This is a genomic window from Corynebacterium sp. HMSC036D03 (genome assembly GCF_001836185.1).
Taxonomy (GTDB): Bacteria; Actinomycetota; Actinomycetes; order Mycobacteriales; family Mycobacteriaceae; genus Corynebacterium; species Corynebacterium simulans.
Window position 1 is genome coordinate 1 of the sequence record NZ_KV827737.1, and the last position, 16,987, is coordinate 16,987.

14 protein-coding genes are annotated in these 16,987 nt (G+C 56.2%); 9 read left to right on the forward strand and 5 right to left on the reverse strand.

Annotated elements, in window-relative coordinates:
- Nucleotides 1-63: 63 nt before the first annotated feature.
- The 3 genes from HMPREF2692_RS04745 to gabT form a co-directional block, all read right to left on the reverse strand.
- On the reverse strand, nt 64-1,287 hold the full coding sequence (locus HMPREF2692_RS04745) for an aromatic amino acid transport family protein (protein ID WP_061920929.1): 1,224 nt from the start codon (nt 1,285-1,287) through the stop codon (nt 64-66).
- Between the two features lie 147 nt (nt 1,288-1,434).
- A complete protein-coding gene (locus HMPREF2692_RS04750; protein WP_061920927.1) occupies nt 1,435-2,916 on the reverse strand; it encodes an NAD-dependent succinate-semialdehyde dehydrogenase in 1,482 nt (493 codons plus the stop codon).
- A gap of 31 nt (nt 2,917-2,947) precedes the next feature.
- A complete protein-coding gene (gene gabT / locus HMPREF2692_RS04755; protein WP_070432408.1) occupies nt 2,948-4,276 on the reverse strand; it encodes a 4-aminobutyrate--2-oxoglutarate transaminase in 1,329 nt (442 codons plus the stop codon).
- A gap of 144 nt (nt 4,277-4,420) precedes the next feature.
- On the opposite strand from gabT, the gene HMPREF2692_RS04760 reads away from it, so the two are divergent.
- The 7 genes from HMPREF2692_RS04760 (at nt 4,421) to HMPREF2692_RS13115 (ending at nt 11,304) form a co-directional block, all read left to right on the forward strand.
- Nucleotides 4,421-5,929, forward strand: coding sequence for a PucR family transcriptional regulator (locus tag HMPREF2692_RS04760; protein ID WP_070588336.1), 1,509 nt, complete (start codon nt 4,421-4,423; stop codon nt 5,927-5,929).
- A gap of 83 nt (nt 5,930-6,012) precedes the next feature.
- Nucleotides 6,013-6,945, forward strand: coding sequence for a carbohydrate ABC transporter permease (locus HMPREF2692_RS04765; RefSeq protein ID WP_371326279.1), 933 nt, complete (start codon nt 6,013-6,015; stop codon nt 6,943-6,945).
- 16 nt (nt 6,946-6,961) lie between these two features.
- Nucleotides 6,962-7,786, forward strand: a complete 825-nt coding sequence (locus HMPREF2692_RS04770) for a carbohydrate ABC transporter permease (RefSeq protein ID WP_070455518.1) — start codon at nt 6,962-6,964, stop codon at nt 7,784-7,786.
- Between the two features lie 64 nt (nt 7,787-7,850).
- Nucleotides 7,851-9,173: an ABC transporter substrate-binding protein gene (locus HMPREF2692_RS04775; RefSeq protein WP_070822967.1), complete on the forward strand. Its 1,323-nt coding sequence runs from the start codon at nt 7,851-7,853 to the stop codon at nt 9,171-9,173.
- Between the two features lie 44 nt (nt 9,174-9,217).
- Entirely contained in the window at nt 9,218-10,297 is a 1,080-nt protein-coding gene (locus HMPREF2692_RS04780; protein ID WP_070822970.1) for an ABC transporter ATP-binding protein, read from the forward strand.
- A gap of 432 nt (nt 10,298-10,729) precedes the next feature.
- Nucleotides 10,730-10,936 (forward strand): hypothetical protein, encoded by a 207-nt coding sequence (locus HMPREF2692_RS13110; RefSeq protein ID WP_070822973.1) that lies wholly within the window; start codon nt 10,730-10,732, stop codon nt 10,934-10,936.
- A gap of 74 nt (nt 10,937-11,010) precedes the next feature.
- Entirely contained in the window at nt 11,011-11,304 is a 294-nt protein-coding gene (locus HMPREF2692_RS13115; protein WP_168168025.1) for a DUF4185 domain-containing protein, read from the forward strand.
- A gap of 5 nt (nt 11,305-11,309) precedes the next feature.
- On the opposite strand, the gene HMPREF2692_RS04795 is transcribed toward HMPREF2692_RS13115, so the two are convergent.
- Both HMPREF2692_RS04795 and HMPREF2692_RS04800 read right to left on the reverse strand, forming a co-directional pair.
- A complete protein-coding gene (locus HMPREF2692_RS04795; protein ID WP_070822978.1) occupies nt 11,310-12,551 on the reverse strand; it encodes a M20 family metallo-hydrolase in 1,242 nt (413 codons plus the stop codon).
- A 50-nt stretch (nt 12,552-12,601) separates the two neighbouring features.
- Entirely contained in the window at nt 12,602-14,209 is a 1,608-nt protein-coding gene (locus HMPREF2692_RS04800) for an amidohydrolase (protein ID WP_070822981.1), read from the reverse strand.
- A 112-nt stretch (nt 14,210-14,321) separates the two neighbouring features.
- Between HMPREF2692_RS04800 and HMPREF2692_RS04805 the strand changes: the two genes are divergently transcribed.
- Nucleotides 14,322-15,446 carry a helix-turn-helix domain-containing protein gene (locus tag HMPREF2692_RS04805; protein WP_070823100.1) on the forward strand — a complete coding sequence of 375 codons (1,125 nt, stop codon included), beginning with the start codon at nt 14,322-14,324 and terminating at the stop codon, nt 15,444-15,446.
- Nucleotides 15,447-15,629: 183 nt separating this feature from the next.
- A complete protein-coding gene (locus tag HMPREF2692_RS04810; protein ID WP_070822982.1) occupies nt 15,630-16,982 on the forward strand; it encodes an MFS transporter in 1,353 nt (450 codons plus the stop codon).
- The last annotated feature ends 5 nt before the right edge of the window (nt 16,983-16,987 follow it).

Genomic DNA, 16,987 nt, shown 5'->3' on the forward strand with positions numbered 1-16,987 from the left:
CACGGAGTTGACAACCTATATAGGAACACCCCCTATGCAGGAGCGCTTGCCGACGCCATTTTCTTAAGCCCAGCCCGCCGGAACCAGGCCCACAATCGAGACAACCGAATAAACGAAAGCCAAGAAATAAACCACGATGATGACGCCCTGAATCAGCGGGTTTGCCAACGCGCCGACGCTCCAGCCGGGGTCACGATCACCCTTCTTGCGGGAGGCATTCAGCAACATCACCGGAATGATCGACATGATTGCACCCGCAAAGCCGCCCGCGTAGGACAGCGCTGCGACGAAACCGCCAAGACCCGCGATGGAGATAGCCAGCGGCGGTACAGCGGTCAGCGCCACGGCAATGCCACGCTGCGCGTTGTTGCCCTCCCAGTGCAAAATGTCGAGCACGTTGCGCATGGTGGTAAAACCAATCGCGAGGAAGGAGGTCAGCATCGCCGCCAACGCGAAGACATTGGCCAAGTAGTACGCGACCGGTCCAAGCGCCTCGCCCCAGGCGATGGTAACAACCTCAGTAACGTCCATTCCCAGCAGACCCAAAGCCGCAAACGGCACAAGTGCCAGCGTAAAGCCGGTAATCACCATGCCGAGCACGATGGCGCGAGCTGTCTCCTGCGGCTTCGCCGGGTCCATGCCCTGTACCAGCTCCGGCACCACGTACTGAGCCAAGAACGAGAAGACGGCCAGGTTCAAAATAGGAACGATGAAGAACGGGTGAAGCACCAACAGGTTCTCGGCCTCGATTCCAGGTCCCAGAATGGTCCAGCCGCACAGCACGGCAATGATGATGGCCATACCTGCGGTAATAGCGCCTTCTGTGGCACCGGTGGTGTGCAGGCCGCGGTACATAACCCAAGACCCAAAGCCGAAGAAGATCAACGTACCTGCCAGCGGCGGCAGGCCGAAAATATTATTGATGAGGTCGCCGGAGCCCGAGGCGTAGGCGATGAGCGCGCCGACGCCGTTGACGATAATCGCCACGAAGACCAGCCAACGGCCCCACTGCCCCAGATAGTGCTCCGCCAAACCGGAAACCTGCAGAGGCGCTTTTGTGCGCATCGCACTTTCCGCAACATAAAGCATAGAAATCGTGGTCAGGGTACCCGCAACGAGAAGCGCAATAACGAGCGCCATGAATCCGCCGTTTCGCGCGGCATAGGGAATGGAAAGAATGCCTGCACCAATGTTGGTGCCAAAAATAAGGGCAATGCCTTGGACGAAACTCAAGGCCGGCTTCGCAGCCTGCGAAGCAGCCCCTCCAGACTTTTCAACAACCGTCATATTTTCTCCCGAATCTAAAATAGAAATATAAGTAACTGCGCATGGAACAACTGGGCCCCTCGGCGCCCTCTCCTTTTTCTGCAAAAAGTGAGGGCGCCGAGGGGCAATGCCTGTAAAAATCAGCTCGCTGAGGCTTGCCGGTTAGAGCTAAGGCTTAGCGATGTAGCGCACGGAGATGTACTCCTCGATGCCTTCGGCACCACCTTCGCGGCCGAAGCCGGATTCCTTGATGCCCCCGAATGGAGCGGCCGCGTCAGAGATAGCGGAGCGGTTGATGCCCACCATGCCTGCCTCCAGCGCGTGTGCCAGGTATTCCGCGGTGTGGAAGTTCTCGGTGAAGGCATAGGCTGCCAAACCGAACTCGGTGTCGTTGGCCTTCGCCACGCCCTCTTCCAAAGTGGAGAAGGTGGTCACGGTGGCTACCGGCCCGAAGATCTCCTGGCGCAGAATCTCGGCGTCGTCAGGCACGTTCGCCAGAACGGTCGCTGGATAAAAGAAGCCGGCGCCATCCGGGCGCTCGCCGCCGGTGGTGGCGGTAGCACCCTGCTCGAGCGCGCGCTCGACCAACTGAGCCACTCCGTCGCGCTGCTTCGCGCTGATCAGCGGACCAAGCGTGGTGCTTTCTTCCAAACCATGGCCTGCCTGGATAGCAGCCATCTTCTCGGTCAGACGATCTGTGAACTCCTCAGCCACTGCCTCGTGCACGATGAAGCGGTTGGCCGCGATGCAAGCCTCACCGCCGTTGCGCATCTTCGCCTGCATTGCACAGTCAAGCACTAGGTCGAGGTTGGCGTCCTCGTGGACCAGGAACGGGGCATTGCCACCCAGCTCCATGGAGGTGCGTTGCAGATTATCGGCAGACTGGCGCACCAGAATCTTGCCCACGCCGGTCGAGCCGGTAAACGTCACCTTGCGCAGGCGCGGATCCGCCATGAGCTCGGAGGACAGCGCGCTCGACTGCGTGGTGGTCACGATGGAGAACACACCAGCCGGCACCTCGTGGCGAGCGAATACCTCTGCGATGACCTCACCCAACAGCAGCATGGTCAACGGGGTTTCCGCAGCGGGCTTAACCACGACCGGGCAGCCAGCGGCGAAGGCCGGGGCAATCTTGCGGGTGGCCATGGCCAGCGGGAAGTTCCACGGAGTGATTGCCAGCACTGGGCCCACCGGGGTGTGGGAGACGGTAATGGAGCCGTTGCCGGCCGGCGACTGCGAGTAGCGGCCCGGAATGCGAACTGCTTCCTCTGCGAACCAGCGCATGTACTCAGCACCATAGGCCACCTCGCCCAGCGCTTCCGCGTAAGGCTTTCCCATCTCCAAGGTCATCACGCGCGCGAAGTCTTCCTTGCGCTCAATAATGGCGTTGAAGATGTCAGTGAGGATGATAGAGCGCGTGCGCGGCGCAAAACCGGCCCACTCCTTTTGCGCGGCGTCGGCAAGCTCCAGCGCGCGCATCCAGTCAGCGGAGGTTCCATCTGCAACGTTGGCAATGACTTCTTCCGTTGCTGGGTCGAGGACCTCGAAAGTGGCGCCGCCGGTGGCTGCGACGTTCGTGCCCTCCAGCCAAAGGCCAATTGGCAGAGAACCCAACAGCTCAGAAACCTGCGAATAATCAAAGTTTGTCATTTGCTTCTACCCTTTTGGCTGCAGCCCAGACTTACTTGTACTCGTTGAACTGCTTGACCACTACTTGCAGGGCCTCGCGCCACAGATCCTCCGGGATGGCCAGGGAAGGCAGGAAGCGGATGACGTTGTGGTCAAGGCCGCAGGTGAGAATGAGGACGCCCTCTGCCTTTGCGGCATCTGCAATCTTGTGGACGAGCTCGGAGTCTGGCTCGCCATCAGCGGTGACGAACTCGAGTGCAAGCATGGCGCCACGGCCGCGGAACTCGGCGACGCGCTCGTCGCCCAGGATTGGCTCCAGCTCCTCGTGGGCAATCTTTTCCAGGTTCAGCGCGCGGGCGCCAAAGTCCTTCTCCTCAAATTCCTTGAGGGTGGCCAGCGCTGCGGCGCAGGAAACAGGGTTGCCGGTGTAGGTGCCGCCCAGGCCGCCTGGCTGCGGTGCATCCATAATCTCCGCGCGGCCGGTGACAGCGGAAAGCGGCATGCCGGAAGCAATACCCTTGGCGATGGTGACTAGGTCAGGGACGATGCCCTCGTGGTCGGAAGCGAACCAGGTGCCGGTGCGCATCATGCCAGCCTGAATCTCATCAACGATGAAGACAACGTCGTTGTCGTTGCACCACTTCTGGATAGCTGGCAGGTAGCCCTCAGCTGGGACCACGAAGCCGCCCTCGCCCTGAATTGGCTCGACCACAACGCAAGCGAGGTTGGCAGCGCCGACTTCCTGCTCGATCATCGTGATGGTGCGCTTTGCGGCTTCTTCGCCACTGAGTTGGTCGCGCAGCGGGTAGGACATCGGCGCGCGGTAGATTTCCGGCGCGAACGGGCCAAAGCCATTCTTGTACGGAGACTGCTTTGCGGTCATGGCCATGGTCAGGTTGGTGCGGCCGTGGAATGCGCGGTCCATGACCACGACGCCGCGCTTGCCGGTGTAGTTGCGGGCGATCTTCACGGCGTTTTCCACTGCTTCCGCACCGGAGTTGAATAGCGCGGTCTTCTTCGGGTGATCGCCCGGAGTAACCTCATTGAGCTTTTCAGCGACCTCAACGTAGGACTCGTACGGGGAGATGGTGAAAGAGGTGTGAGTGAAGTGCGCGACGGCCTCCTGCACGGCTTTGACGACGGCCGGGTTGGAAGCGCCCGCGGAGGTAACAGCGATGCCGGAGGCCAAGTCAATGAAACGGTTGCCGTCTGCATCGGCGAGGATGCCACCATCAGCGTCCACGACATAGCCCGGCAGCGCAGGCGCCATGCCAGCTGGGATGGCGTTCTTGCGGCGCTCATCAAGAGCAGCGCTGGCTGGCCCTGGGACCTCCTGCGCGAGGTGGCGGGTCTGCTCGATGCGGTATTCAAGTTCCTGCATGATTCTCCTTCAATCGTCTTGCTTTGTGATGTGAATCATTGTGGATGTCACAACTAGCCACAGGCCATGGACATCGCGTATATATTTTGGGGAAAAGACTATTCACTATGTCTATCGACGAGTTGCTGCAAGAAGGACCCGGCAATGAGCGAACTTCGCTTTCAATGGCTGTTTAACCAGCGCAAACTAAACCTGCGCCCGATTCTCGAAGGCCCGCGTGAGTTCACCACCATCCAAGCCAGCGAGTTGCGCGATCCCAGCGAGTTCACCACCCAGGGCGCCATCATCCTGACCTTGGGGCTAGCTTTCGAAAACTCACCCAGCGACTTTTCCGCCTATGCGCGCACCCTGGCGGCGGCGGGCGTGGGTGCCATTGGCTTCGGCACTGGCCTGACCTTCGCCACGGTTCCGCAGGAGCTTATCGACGCCGCGGCGCGCCACCACCTCACACTCTTCGAAGTTCCCCGCGCCACGCCTTTCATCTCCATTATCAACACGGTGACCACGGAGCAGACGCGCATCGAAAACAACTTGCAGTTCACGTTGCACCGTCAACAGGAGCGTTTGAATCAGGCGGCGTCGAATGGCACTAATGCGCTGCTGGAGCGTGCGTCAAAAGAACTCGGCGCTGCCGTGGCCGTGGCTAACGATTCAGGAAACGTCATCAATCGTCACGACTTAGACGAGCTTTCCGCCGCCGAGTTCGCTGTTGCCGCGGCAAGCCAAAGCTCGGGACGGACCTCAGGCGCGCGCTCGAGCATCACCAAAGACGGCACGACGATCGCCACCATCACCAACGTGTTTAATACCCACGGCCGGCGGCGCATCGCGCTTGCGGTATCCCGCGAGCAAAAATTCGACTCTTATGACCGCGCATTAACCCGCCACCTTGCCGGCTTGGCGGAGATGTTGCTACAAAACCGCGACTCTTCGGCCCGCATCATCCTAGGCGCTCTCGCCCTTGCCACGCAGGTCTCCGGCACCACGCCTGCGCTTGGCGCCACGGCTTTAGACGCCGCTTTCAACTCTGTGGCCTCCCACGGCCGTCTCCACCTCTGCCTGGTGCAGGCCGACTCCCCCACGCGTCTTAGCCGCGCGTTGGGGTTGGTGCATCGTGCGGCAAACAAAGGCGGCTATGCCTGCTTCGTGCTGCCTTTGGAAGGCACGGCGTCGGAAAGCGCGCTCATTGCCCTGCCTCCCGAAACCATCAACGCGCAAGAGCTCTTCGGGCGCTACGCCAAAAACCTGCAGGTATCCGTACTCAAGGACACTCCGTGGGAGGAAATCAGCGCCGACCGCGTAACGGCCCTGAAGACCCACGCGCGCAGCCTGCCTCCTGGAACCATGGCGGAGTTTAGCTCCGACGCCCCCGCCTGGCTCGGTGAATCCGCAGTCCACGAGGCCTTGGGAAAGCGCCGCGCCGCGATCGTCGGAAAGCTTAAGCACCATGACGCCGCACACAATACGGAGCTGCTACGCACCTTGCGCACCTACTTGCTTGCCGACGCCCAGCTAGCCGCCGCTGCCAGCGAGCTTAATGTGCACCGCCACACCGTGCGCGCCCGTATCGAAAAAGTCCAAGCCCTGTGCGGCATCGATCTTGCCAACCCCGTGATTCGGGCGGAGACACTGCTACTTTGCCTTGGTTCTTGAGTATTTTTTCGTTCATCTTTAGTTAGCCAAGTTTTCACCCCACCGGTAGCGGGTTTTAACCTGCGCGGCTTAGCTTCTCCAAAGTGGTTATTAAACAATCGGAGCATAGTCCCGATACAGCTGCTTTACGCAAGAAAGCAGAGGGTAAAAAGCGCCAAGAGTGGTGGCTCGCGCTAGTACTCTTAGCCCCCAACCTCATTTTGTTGGGAATCTTTACCTATCGCCCACTCATCGACAATATCCGGCTTTCCTTTTTTAACTGGAATATCTCGAGCCCAACGTCGACATTCGTAGGTTTTCAGAACTACGTTGAGTGGTTCACGCGCGATGATACCAAGACCATCATCGCGAATACCCTCATCTTTACTTTCTTTGCCGTAATCGGCTCCCTGGTATTGGGGCTCGCGCTAGCTCTCTTGCTCAATCAAAACTTGAAGGGCCGCAATTTCACCCGATCGGTGGTCTTCGCACCTTTCGCGATTTCCGGAGCTGCCATCGGCATTGCTTTCCAGTTCATCTTCGATCCCAACTTCGGGCTTATTCAAGAGATGCTCAGTTGGGTAGGCGTTGAAAGTCCTAACTTCTATGCAATACCCGGTTGGGCGCTGTTCATGGTGACTTTCACTTTCGTGTGGAAGAACCTGGGCTATACCTTTGTCATTTATTTGGCTGCTCTACAAGGCCTTTCCAAGGACTTGGACGAGGCCGCGGCTATCGACGGCGCGTCCACCTGGACGCGTTTCCGCCGCGTGACGCTGCCACAGCTTCGCCCCACTACTTTCTTTCTTTCGATCACGGTGACGCTGAACTCTGTACAGGTCTTCGACATCATCAACGTAATGACCCGTGGCGGCCCACAGGGTAACGGCACTACCACTCTTGTGTTCCAGATTTATCAAGAGACCTTCGTGAACTTCCGCGCTGGCTACGGCGCTACCGCCGCCACAATCATGTTCTTGATCTTGCTGACCATCACCTTGATCCAGGTACGCATCATGGACAAGCAAAACCACTAATGGGAGCGAAGCCTTAATGGATAACACCCTTAAAAAAGTTTTTGGATACATCGGCATCGTCGCCGTCCTCCTGCTGGTTGGCCTACCGCTGTTTTGGATTTTGATGACCTCCTTCAAAGCCAAAGGCGACATCTACACGGATCCAGTAAATTGGCTTCCCCCCAGCTGGGAAACCGCGAACTACAAAGACGCAACCACCCGCGTTCCTTTCTGGACGTACCTGCGCAACTCGGTGCTCATCACAGCTGTGCTGTCTGTGCTGAAGATCGTGCTTGGCGTGATTTCTGCATATGCGCTGGCAATCCTGCGTTTTCCGGGTCGCAACATCGTCTTCCTAGTAGTCATTTCAGCGCTGATGGTACCTTCCGAAATCACCGTCATTTCCAATTACGCACTGGTCAACGCGCTGGGCTGGCGAAATACCTTCGCAGGCATCATCGTGCCTTTGGCTGGCGTCGCATTCGGCACCTTCCTGATGCGCAATCACTTCTTATCGCTGCCCTTTGAACTGGTTGAGGCCGCAAGAATGGACGGCGCTGGACCTATTCGCCTGCTGACAAAGGTCTTGCTTCCGATCTCTTGGCCAACGTTGACAGCCTTCGCAGTGATCACCATCGTCAACGAATGGAACCAATACCTGTGGCCATTCTTGATGTCCGATACTGCCGACGTCGCGCCGCTACAGGTGGGACTAACCATGCTGCAAAACAACGACGGCGTCACCAACTGGGGTCCAGTTATGGCCGCCACCATCCTCACCATCATTCCGATTCTCATCATCTTCCTGGCCCTTCAGAAATACATGATCAAGGGCCTTACCACTGGTGCCGTCAAGGGATAGCCGCAGATGGTTACCTCAACCACGCTCGCCGTTTAATCTTTCTATTTCTACAAGGAGTTAATTCATGGACCGCCGTTCATTCCTCTCTGTTCTTGCACTGAGCACCGCCTCGGTTTCTCTTTCTGCCTGCGCAGGCACTTCCTCCACTGACCCACAGGCTAAGAAGAATTCCTCTGGTTCCGGGGAAGTCACCGAGCTGACCTGGTGGTCCAACCACCCGGGTTCCTCGAAGGACATCGAGACCGAGATCATCTCCCGCTTCGAAAAAGAAAACCCGGACATCAAAATCAACCTGATTGATGCCGGCAAGAACTACGAAGAAGCAGCCCAAAAGTTTAACGCGGCACTGACCGGCAGCGACCTTCCCGACATCGTGGTTCTCTCCGATGTCTGGTGGTACAACTTCGCTATCAACGGTCAGATCGCGAACGTCGACGAGCTCGCCAAGGAAGCAAACGTCGACCTTTCCTCCTACGTGCAGCCACTGTATGAGGACTACGCCTACGACGGCGGCCACTTTGCACTGCCATTTGCCCGCTCTACTCCGCTCTTCTACTACAACAAGGACGCATGGAAGAAGGCGGGTCTACCTGACCGCGGACCAAAGTCTTGGGACGAGATGGATAAGTGGGCTACAAAGCTCGCGGATGCAAACCCCGATATGCAAGCCTTTGGCTGGGGCGATGCTGTTGACTACCTGGGTTGGATCTTCCAGGGGCCGCTGTGGTCCAAGGGCGGCGCATACTCCGATGAATGGGAGCTCAAGTTCACTGATCCCAAGACCATCGAAGCCGTCGAGTGGCTGAAGAAGGTCACCGATGAAAAAGAAGGCTACTCCTACGTGGGCAACGATATGGCGATGGAATTTTCCACCGGCCGCGCCGCTGCCACGGTGCTGTCCACCGGTGATCTCAGCGGCATCACCGAAAACGCCAAGTTCGACTTGGGCACCGCGTTCCTGCCGAACCCAAACGGCGATGGTGCTTGCCCAACCGGCGGAGCTGGTCTGGCTATCCCAGCCGGCATCGACAAGAATCGCCAAATCGCAGCGATCAAGTTCATCGACTTTGTAACCAACGACCAAAACACTTCCTACTGGTCGCAGAACGTCGGTTACATGCCCGTGCGCAAGACTGCAATGGAACTGGATGAGCAAAAGAAGTTCATGGAAGAAAACCCGAACTTCAAGACTGCTATTGAACAGCTACCGGATACCCGTCCACAGGATTACGCACGTGTATTCCTCCCCGGCGCCGATCAGGAAATCGGCGGTGCCTTCGAGAAGATCGTGACCAACCGCGATGACGTCAAGAAGACCCTAACCGATCTGGAAAAGACACTGCAGTCTATCTACGACAACCAGGTCAAGCCGGTCATCAAGAAGTAATTCATCTCGCCGCCCCGTCTTCGTACCTGAACTGAGAGGAAACCATGGCAACTGTCACTTTTGATGGTGTCTCGCGGATTTATTCCAAGGACGCCGAACGCCCCGCTGTCGATTCGCTCAACCTCGACATCGCCGACGGCGAGTTCCTTGTGCTCGTCGGACCGTCTGGTTGCGGAAAATCAACGAGTCTTCGCATGCTCGCTGGATTGGAGCCAACCGATTCCGGCTCCATCCGCATCGACGGCAAGGACGTCACGGGCGTTAGCCCATCCGATCGTGATGTTGCCATGGTCTTCCAGAACTACGCCCTCTACCCCAACATGACCGTTGCGCAGAACATGAGCTTCGCCTTGGAAAACCGGAAGATGGGCAAAGCCCTCATCAAGGAGCGTGTTCAGGAAGCGGCGAAGATCCTGCAGATGGAAGACCTACTCGACCGCAAACCTGCAAACTTGTCGGGCGGCCAACGCCAACGCGTAGCGATGGGGCGCGCTATTGTGCGCGAACCGGCGGTGTTCTGCATGGACGAACCACTGTCTAACCTCGATGCCAAGCTGCGCGTATCTACCCGTGCGCAGATTTCCGAATTACAGCGACGCCTCGGTACCACGACGGTTTATGTCACCCACGACCAGACAGAGGCTATGACCATGGGCGACCGCGTGGCGGTACTAAATGCGGGTGTTCTGCAACAAGTTGCACCAACTCGGGAAATTTATGACCGCCCCGCTAATACCTTCGTCGCGGGATTCATCGGATCGCCTGCAATGAACCTCTATGACATCGACGCTTCCGTTCTGCGCCGCTGGGGTTTCGAGCAAGCGCCAGAAGGTCCACTTACGGTGGGCATTCGCCCTGAAGATTGGAAGCAGAGTTCTGAAGGCGAAGGCGGCGTAAAGTTTGTCATTCACCATGTTGAGGAACTTGGCCACGAGTCTTACCTCTACGGCGATCTCACTGGCGAGGACGGCACGGTGTTTAGCTCCACTACTCGTCTGGGTGGCAATACCGGTGTGCTCGTGGAACCGCGCAGCCATCAAAGCATCGGCGAAACCATCTGGCTGAAGCCAAATACCTCGAACGTGCATATCTTCGACCGCGAAAGCGGTAACCGCATCAACTAACGGGCAGGGACTAGAGACAAACAGCAAGCGTCCATAAACCGCCAGTGAATGCACAGGCAGTCCCAGCGACCTAACAGCCACACATCATTGCTGTGCCAGCCGCATGCCTCATACTTTTGTTGTGCGTTTGAGAGAGCGCATGAGAGAGATAGAGAGAACCCCTCAGCTTCCGGAGGGCAGCCTTGGCTGATAATCGGAGGCGTTTAGAGAGAGACAGCGATAGCGCCCAGAGCCTTTTCGAAGACCTGGGCGCTTTCGTTGTGCAAAATCTAGCGATATACAAACCTACTATCTTTTGCACAGCGTTCTTGTGCCGGTTTCTGAGTTTTGAGGGGCGCATCATTAGCGTGTGTGTTTGAGAGAACGCGCAAAGAGAGATAGAGAACAGTGCGGTACCAGCTTCCTCGAGGCTGGTACCGCACTTTCTGGTCTATGGCCAGCTTCTGCAATGCAAATAATTCCCCTTGGAAAGATGGTGAGGAATTCGCCCTCATCTTCGGCGATTCCTTCACCGGCGATGGCTTTGGACAGGACGAGTGGGCCAGCCCAGCGGGAATGATCGCCCGCGTAGAAAACGGCGAAGTCGTGATGGCCCATCCGCTCAACGAGGGCGATGACGTCGAGCAACTCGTAAAATAGCGGCACACGGACAACCTCACACTGCTGCCAAGCGACGTCGTCAATATCGACGTAACGCTTTACATGCAGGCCATGTGGAACACGGCCCCGACGGCTATATCTACATGGTATGCAGCGGCTTCCAGCGTAATGCGGATGTATATCTCACCCGGTTCAAGCCAAGCGACATCGGCAATCGCGCTGCTTGGCAGCATTACGACAATGGCAGCCGGGGCGAAAGCTACTTCCCGATTCTGGATCAGAAGGTTCGCGTATCCCGCGAAATTAATGCCGATTGGAATGCTATAAAACCGGCAACCGTTGTCATCGCGGGTCGTGGCGGCTGGCAAGCGCGCAGGTCTCGCCGCTGGACAAGTAAATCGCGCTAGGCGTTTTAGGTCAGCGCGCCCTCAACCAGGCGCGCTGCCACGTGGGTAAATACATCAAGACCTGCAACGCAATCTTCATCCTTGGTGTATTCCGCCTCATTGTGGGAGACGCCGTCAACGCTTGGGATAAAGAGCATGACGGTCGGTACGTGCTCCTTCATATTCGTCGAGTCGTGCCCAGCCACGGTGAAGATCTCCTGGTGAGAATAGCCCAGCTCTTCAACCACTTCACGCGCAAGTTCCACACCGGTCTCTGGATACGGGTTGAGTGCCCACTCATGGGTAGCATTCAGCTCAACACGGGTACGGGACTCTTCTTCCGCTGCCGCAATAATCTCCCGAACTCGTTTCTGCGCGGTCTCCAGCGTCTCACTGTTCGGCGAGCGTAGGTCAATATTGAAGCGCACCTCACGGGCAATGGTCACCGGCGAGTTTGGCTCCAAGGTCAACTGGGACACTGATGCCTGAAGCTCAAACTCTGGAAACTCTCGCGTTAAACGCTGCACTTCGGCAATGATGAGCGAGGCGCCAAACAGTGCATCACGACGATCCGCCATCATGGTGGAACCGGTATGTCCCTGCTCACCGTGCACTACCGCCTGGAACTTCTTCGCGCCCCAAGTCGCGGTCACTAAGCCGATGATATTGCCAGCAGCCTCCAAACCCTTACCCTGTTCAACATGGATTTCGCCATAGGAAACCACCTTCGGGGCCTGCTCCACCGGGGTCCACTTCGCTTCCTCAAAAGCCTCTGCCACGGTGGTTCCTGCAAGATCCGTCGATTCCAGCGCTTTTTCCAGCGGCATAACTCCGGTGAACACGGAACTGCCCATCATCGACGGAGAAAAACGCGAGCCTTCCTCGTTAAACCAGTTGATTATGGCCAGGTTATAACGCGGCGAAATCTTCCCCTCTTCCGCAAGGCGGGCCACCCGGTTTGCCGCATGCGCTGCTGCCAGCACGCCGTACGCACCGTCATAGCGCCCGGCCAAAGGCTGTGAATCGAGGTGCGAACCCAGGCCTACAAAAGGCGCGTCCGGAACGAACTCGAAGAGACCGTACTGATTACCAATCTCGTCGTAATGCACGCGCGCACCCATCGATTCCAGCACCTGCGCAAACCACGCACGATTAACGCGGTCGCCTTCGCTCGCAGCCTGCCTTTCGACGCCACCTCCCGCAGTCGCGCCGTTCGCCGACATCTCGCGGAAGTCCGCCAGGTACTGTTCATCAGTTGTTGCTCGCATTATGTATTCCTTTCCGAGTTAATTCGCAGTGTGTATTAGATTTTTGAGTTTTAGAAGCTTCCGTAGCGAAGTTCGCCACCGACCACAGTCGCCAAAATTTCTATCTCAGATAGCGCTTCCACTGGTGTTTCCAGGGGGTTCGAGCCCAAGAGAACGAAATCCGCGAGCTGCCCGAGCTTTATTTGACCCTTTCGGCCTGCCCAGCCTGTAGCTGCCGCTGAACCCGCGGTATACGCGTAAAGAGCTTCAGATACGGTGATCTTGTCTGCAGGTCCATATTCATTGCCCGTAGCAGTAGTTCTTTGCGCGAAAGCTTGCATGACTTCGAGTGGGATACCACGCGTCACCGGTTGATCTGAACTACCAGGCAGAGTCATTCCGGCATCGAGAAGACGCTTAGCTGGATAAGACAGCTCTACACGCTCGGCACCGAGTTTCTGCGCCATTGCATCACCGAATTCTTTAATGAAATATGGCTGTGGGACCAGAACTACAGGCAGCTTCGCCAAGCGATCAATCTGATCTGCTCTAACAACGCCTCCATGTTCGATTCGGTGCGGAATCTTGGGTGCCCCGTGCACACGAATGGCTTCTTCGAGCGTTTCAATCGCGAAGTCAACCGCAGCATCACCGATTGCGTGTAAAGCGAGTGACCATCCGGCGCCCGCTGCCTTTAAGGCATTACGCTTGATTAGCTCTGGGTCGCCCTGGAAATAGCCTGAATGCTGGCAGCACTCATAATTTTCCGCCATCGCAGCCGTAGTCCCAAGCAGGGAGCCGTCCGTAAAAATCTTGGTGGGGCCAATTTGCAGCCATTCATTACCAAGCCCGCTTCGGATGCCGGCGTCGATACCCCAACCTATGCCATCAGTTTGATGCCCATCGAGTTCGTGAAGAACGTCCATGGTCACCATTACCTGCGTACGGACTTGTAAATCAGCAGCTTGGTAAGCCGCAATCTCGCGAGGGCTATGACCAATCCATCCGCCCGCTACACCAGCATCAGTAACTGACGTAATTCCTCGTTCAAGGTAAACCTGATGCGCTCGTTCCAATGCACTTGAAATCTCAGTTTGAGATTCAGGCAAAAGCACCTGCTGAATCGGGCGCATCGCATTTTCATCCAGCAAACCAGTACATCGACCAGCTGAATCGCGAACGAATTCTCCGCCTTCTACAGTCGGCGGCGCCGCAGGATCAATTCCCGCTAATTCGAGTGCACGAGTATTAACGGTATAAGCATGGCCAGAGTTGTGTTTGATAAGAAGCGGACGTCCAGCGGCCGCTCGATCCAACTCGCTTAGTTCAAGGGTCTGTCCACCCAAGCTAGATGCGACGAAGCCCGAAGCAATAATCCAGTCGCCAGAAGGCTCAGCGGAGGCAACTGCATCATATACATCTTGTGCGCTAACAACCTTGGACAAATCAACTTCCATGAGCGTTTGCCCGAACCACACGGAGTGCGAATGCACATCGTTAAACCCTGGGGTAAGGACTTTTCCTTTTGCATCCCATCGTTCACCTGGAAGAGCTAACGCAGCATCATCAAGGGCAAGTATCTTCCCGTTCGCGAAGGCAATCGCATGCGCCACTGGGTAAGACGGATCCTGAGTCAGTACATGAGCATCGTAGATGATGGTGATTTGATTCCGATTCATTCACTCCTCCTTACTTATGCTGCAAGTCACACTAGGCGAAGAAGGGCAGCTGCACAGTTATTTCCCACAAATTGAGTCATTTTCCCACCCTTTAGCCAGTAGTGTTGTGCATATGCACGATGCCGATTGGGAAAATATCCTCAAAGAAGTTCAGTCAGACATCCCAGGATTGGTCGATGACTTCATTGCTGATCTCAGCAGTCTTGGCAGCTATAGCAACTCCCCTGTCAGTGAAAAAGAGCTTCGCCGCACTGCTTTTGAGGTGCTCACCATGCTGATGGAGGCCATCGCAGGCACACTGGACGACACGACTTTTCGCCAGCATGCAGACGCCTTAGGACGCAGACGCGCACAGCAAGGCGTCCCCATCAGCACGCTCATAGATGCAGTTCAACTGGATTTTCTGGTGATTTGGAACCGCATCCGTCAAGCCGCCGGAGGAAACCAAGAAGTACTCATCTCTCACGTGGACCAACTGCACAATGCGGTCGCAAAATACAATTTCTTCGTTCGCGATGGCTTCCGGAGAGAAAATGCCCGTATTGCGCAAGATTTGCGCCTAGCCAACGCCCGCCATCTCGACAAATTATTCTCCTCCGCCTCCATTGACACAATCACAATCAAGGAAATAGCCCAGGCAATAGGCTGCGACGCACATGACAATTTCAAAGTCGTCGTTTTCCACGCAAACAGCGCCCTGAAAGCTCGAGACGCACTCGATCTTGCAACAGCGGAGGGAAAGATCTTCGGCTATCCGCACAATGGTTTATTCACCGCTTTCTGGCCCATAAGCGCCGAGAATCAGCCGGACATTCCAGCATTACCCAGCGCTGTTTTCGGCAAGGTCGAAGGACTTGCAAATGTCCGCGATGCAGTACTAGCTAGCCCCAAACTCTTTGAGGCTTCATGCACACCCACACAGCCGACCCCCGCCCATGAACTATCTTGGGCAATTGCAGGAAGCGCACTCGCATCTTTTCCCGGCTCGAAGCAAAACGAGCTAAGCGCCGATATTGCGAAGTTACGCAATTCCAACTCCCCGGCCTTGGAAACTGTAAAAGCTTATCTTCGCACCGGCTCAATCAAACAAACAGCAGCCATCAGCTACTGCCACCGCAACACTGTCATCAATCGACTCAGCCAATTCGCAGATGCAACAGGCTACGACGTCACACATCCTTACGACGCTGCCGCAGTCATTCTCGCGCTCAACCATAAACCGGTAACCGCTTTCTAATCCTCCTCCCCCGCCTCTCAATCCACACGGCAAACACGCCCTTCAAGCCATGGGCTGTGCAATTGCACAACCCATGTTCAATCAGCAGGAAAAAATCCCAACTTTTATATTTTTCATCCCGCTACAATTTCTCCACCGTTATTGTGTTATCCACACCACACCTTAACGACAGGAGGGAATATCTTGACTGGCCCGACCGCTCCCCTAGACACTCAGTCTTCAGCCCCCGAGCAAGTCGAAGTCAACTCCAAAGACGTATTCAAAATTGCTAGCTCGGCATTCATTGGTACCGCGCTTGAGTGGTATGACTTCTTTCTTTTTGGAACTGCCTCAGCATTGGTCTTTAACGATCTCTTCTTTTCAGACGCCAGCGAAACCACAGCAACTCTCGCGTCTTTCGCGACGCTAGGCGTTGGCTTCCTTGCTCGACCTTTTGGCGCAATTTTATTCGGCCAGATCGGCGACAGGATGGGACGTCGCCCAGCACTTCTCATCTCGATTGTCGCTATCGGCGTAGCAACGGGCTTAATCGGCCTATTACCTAATTACAATTCAATCGGCATTTGGGCTCCAATTGCCCTAACCATTCTACGTCTTGTACAGGGAATTGCAGTTGGTGGCGAATGGGGCGGCGCCACCACGATGGCAATTGAACACGCACCTGCAGAAAAGCGAGGGCGCTACGCCGCATTCGTCCAAATTGGCTCGCCCGCTGGCACGCTCCTTTCTTCTGGCGTCTTCTCCCTCGTCCTCATGCTGCCTGATGATGCAGTTTCAAGCTGGGGTTGGCGCATTCCTTTCTTGATCGCGTTCCCATTCCTCGCAATTGCGCTTTATATCCGCACAAAAGTAGAGGAATCTCCGGTCTATCAGGCCTTAGAGAAGGAAGCGGAAGAAGATGAAGCGAAACACAAAGGATCCCTCAAAGAACTATTTACCGAGCACTTCGGACAAATAGTTCTTGCCGCTGCAGCAGCCCTGCTCGGAATCGGCGGGTTCTTCGTATTGACCACCTACACCATCAGTTACGCCACAATCACCTTGAACTTCGAACGCCAAACGGTAGTCAATGCGACACTCGCTGCCGCAGTTTGCCAGATCTTCATCAACCTTTACTTTGGCCGACTCGGCGAAAAGATCGGCCCAGGAAAAGTAATGGGCTGGGGAAGTATTGCAACTGCTGTCATGGCCTATCCCATCTGGGCAATGATCGACTCTGGAAACGCAGCCCTGTTAACTGTGGCTGTCTGTCTCGGCCTTTCGTTAGTAACGAGTACCTACTCCGTTTCTGGCGTGCTGTTGTCCGAAATCTTCCCAGCGAATGTCCGTTATTCCGGCGTCGCGATTGCCGCGAACATCGCTGGAGCAATTTCCGGACTTCTTCCGTTTATCGCAACAGCAATGAACGCCTCAAACGAGACACCAAGCTCGATTCCAGGAGTTATCATCCTCGTGGCAATCTCCCTGATTACAGCTTTGGGCTCATTTTGGGCTGAGCGTCACCGTCGCACCGATGACGTGGTCGTTAAAGACTAATATCG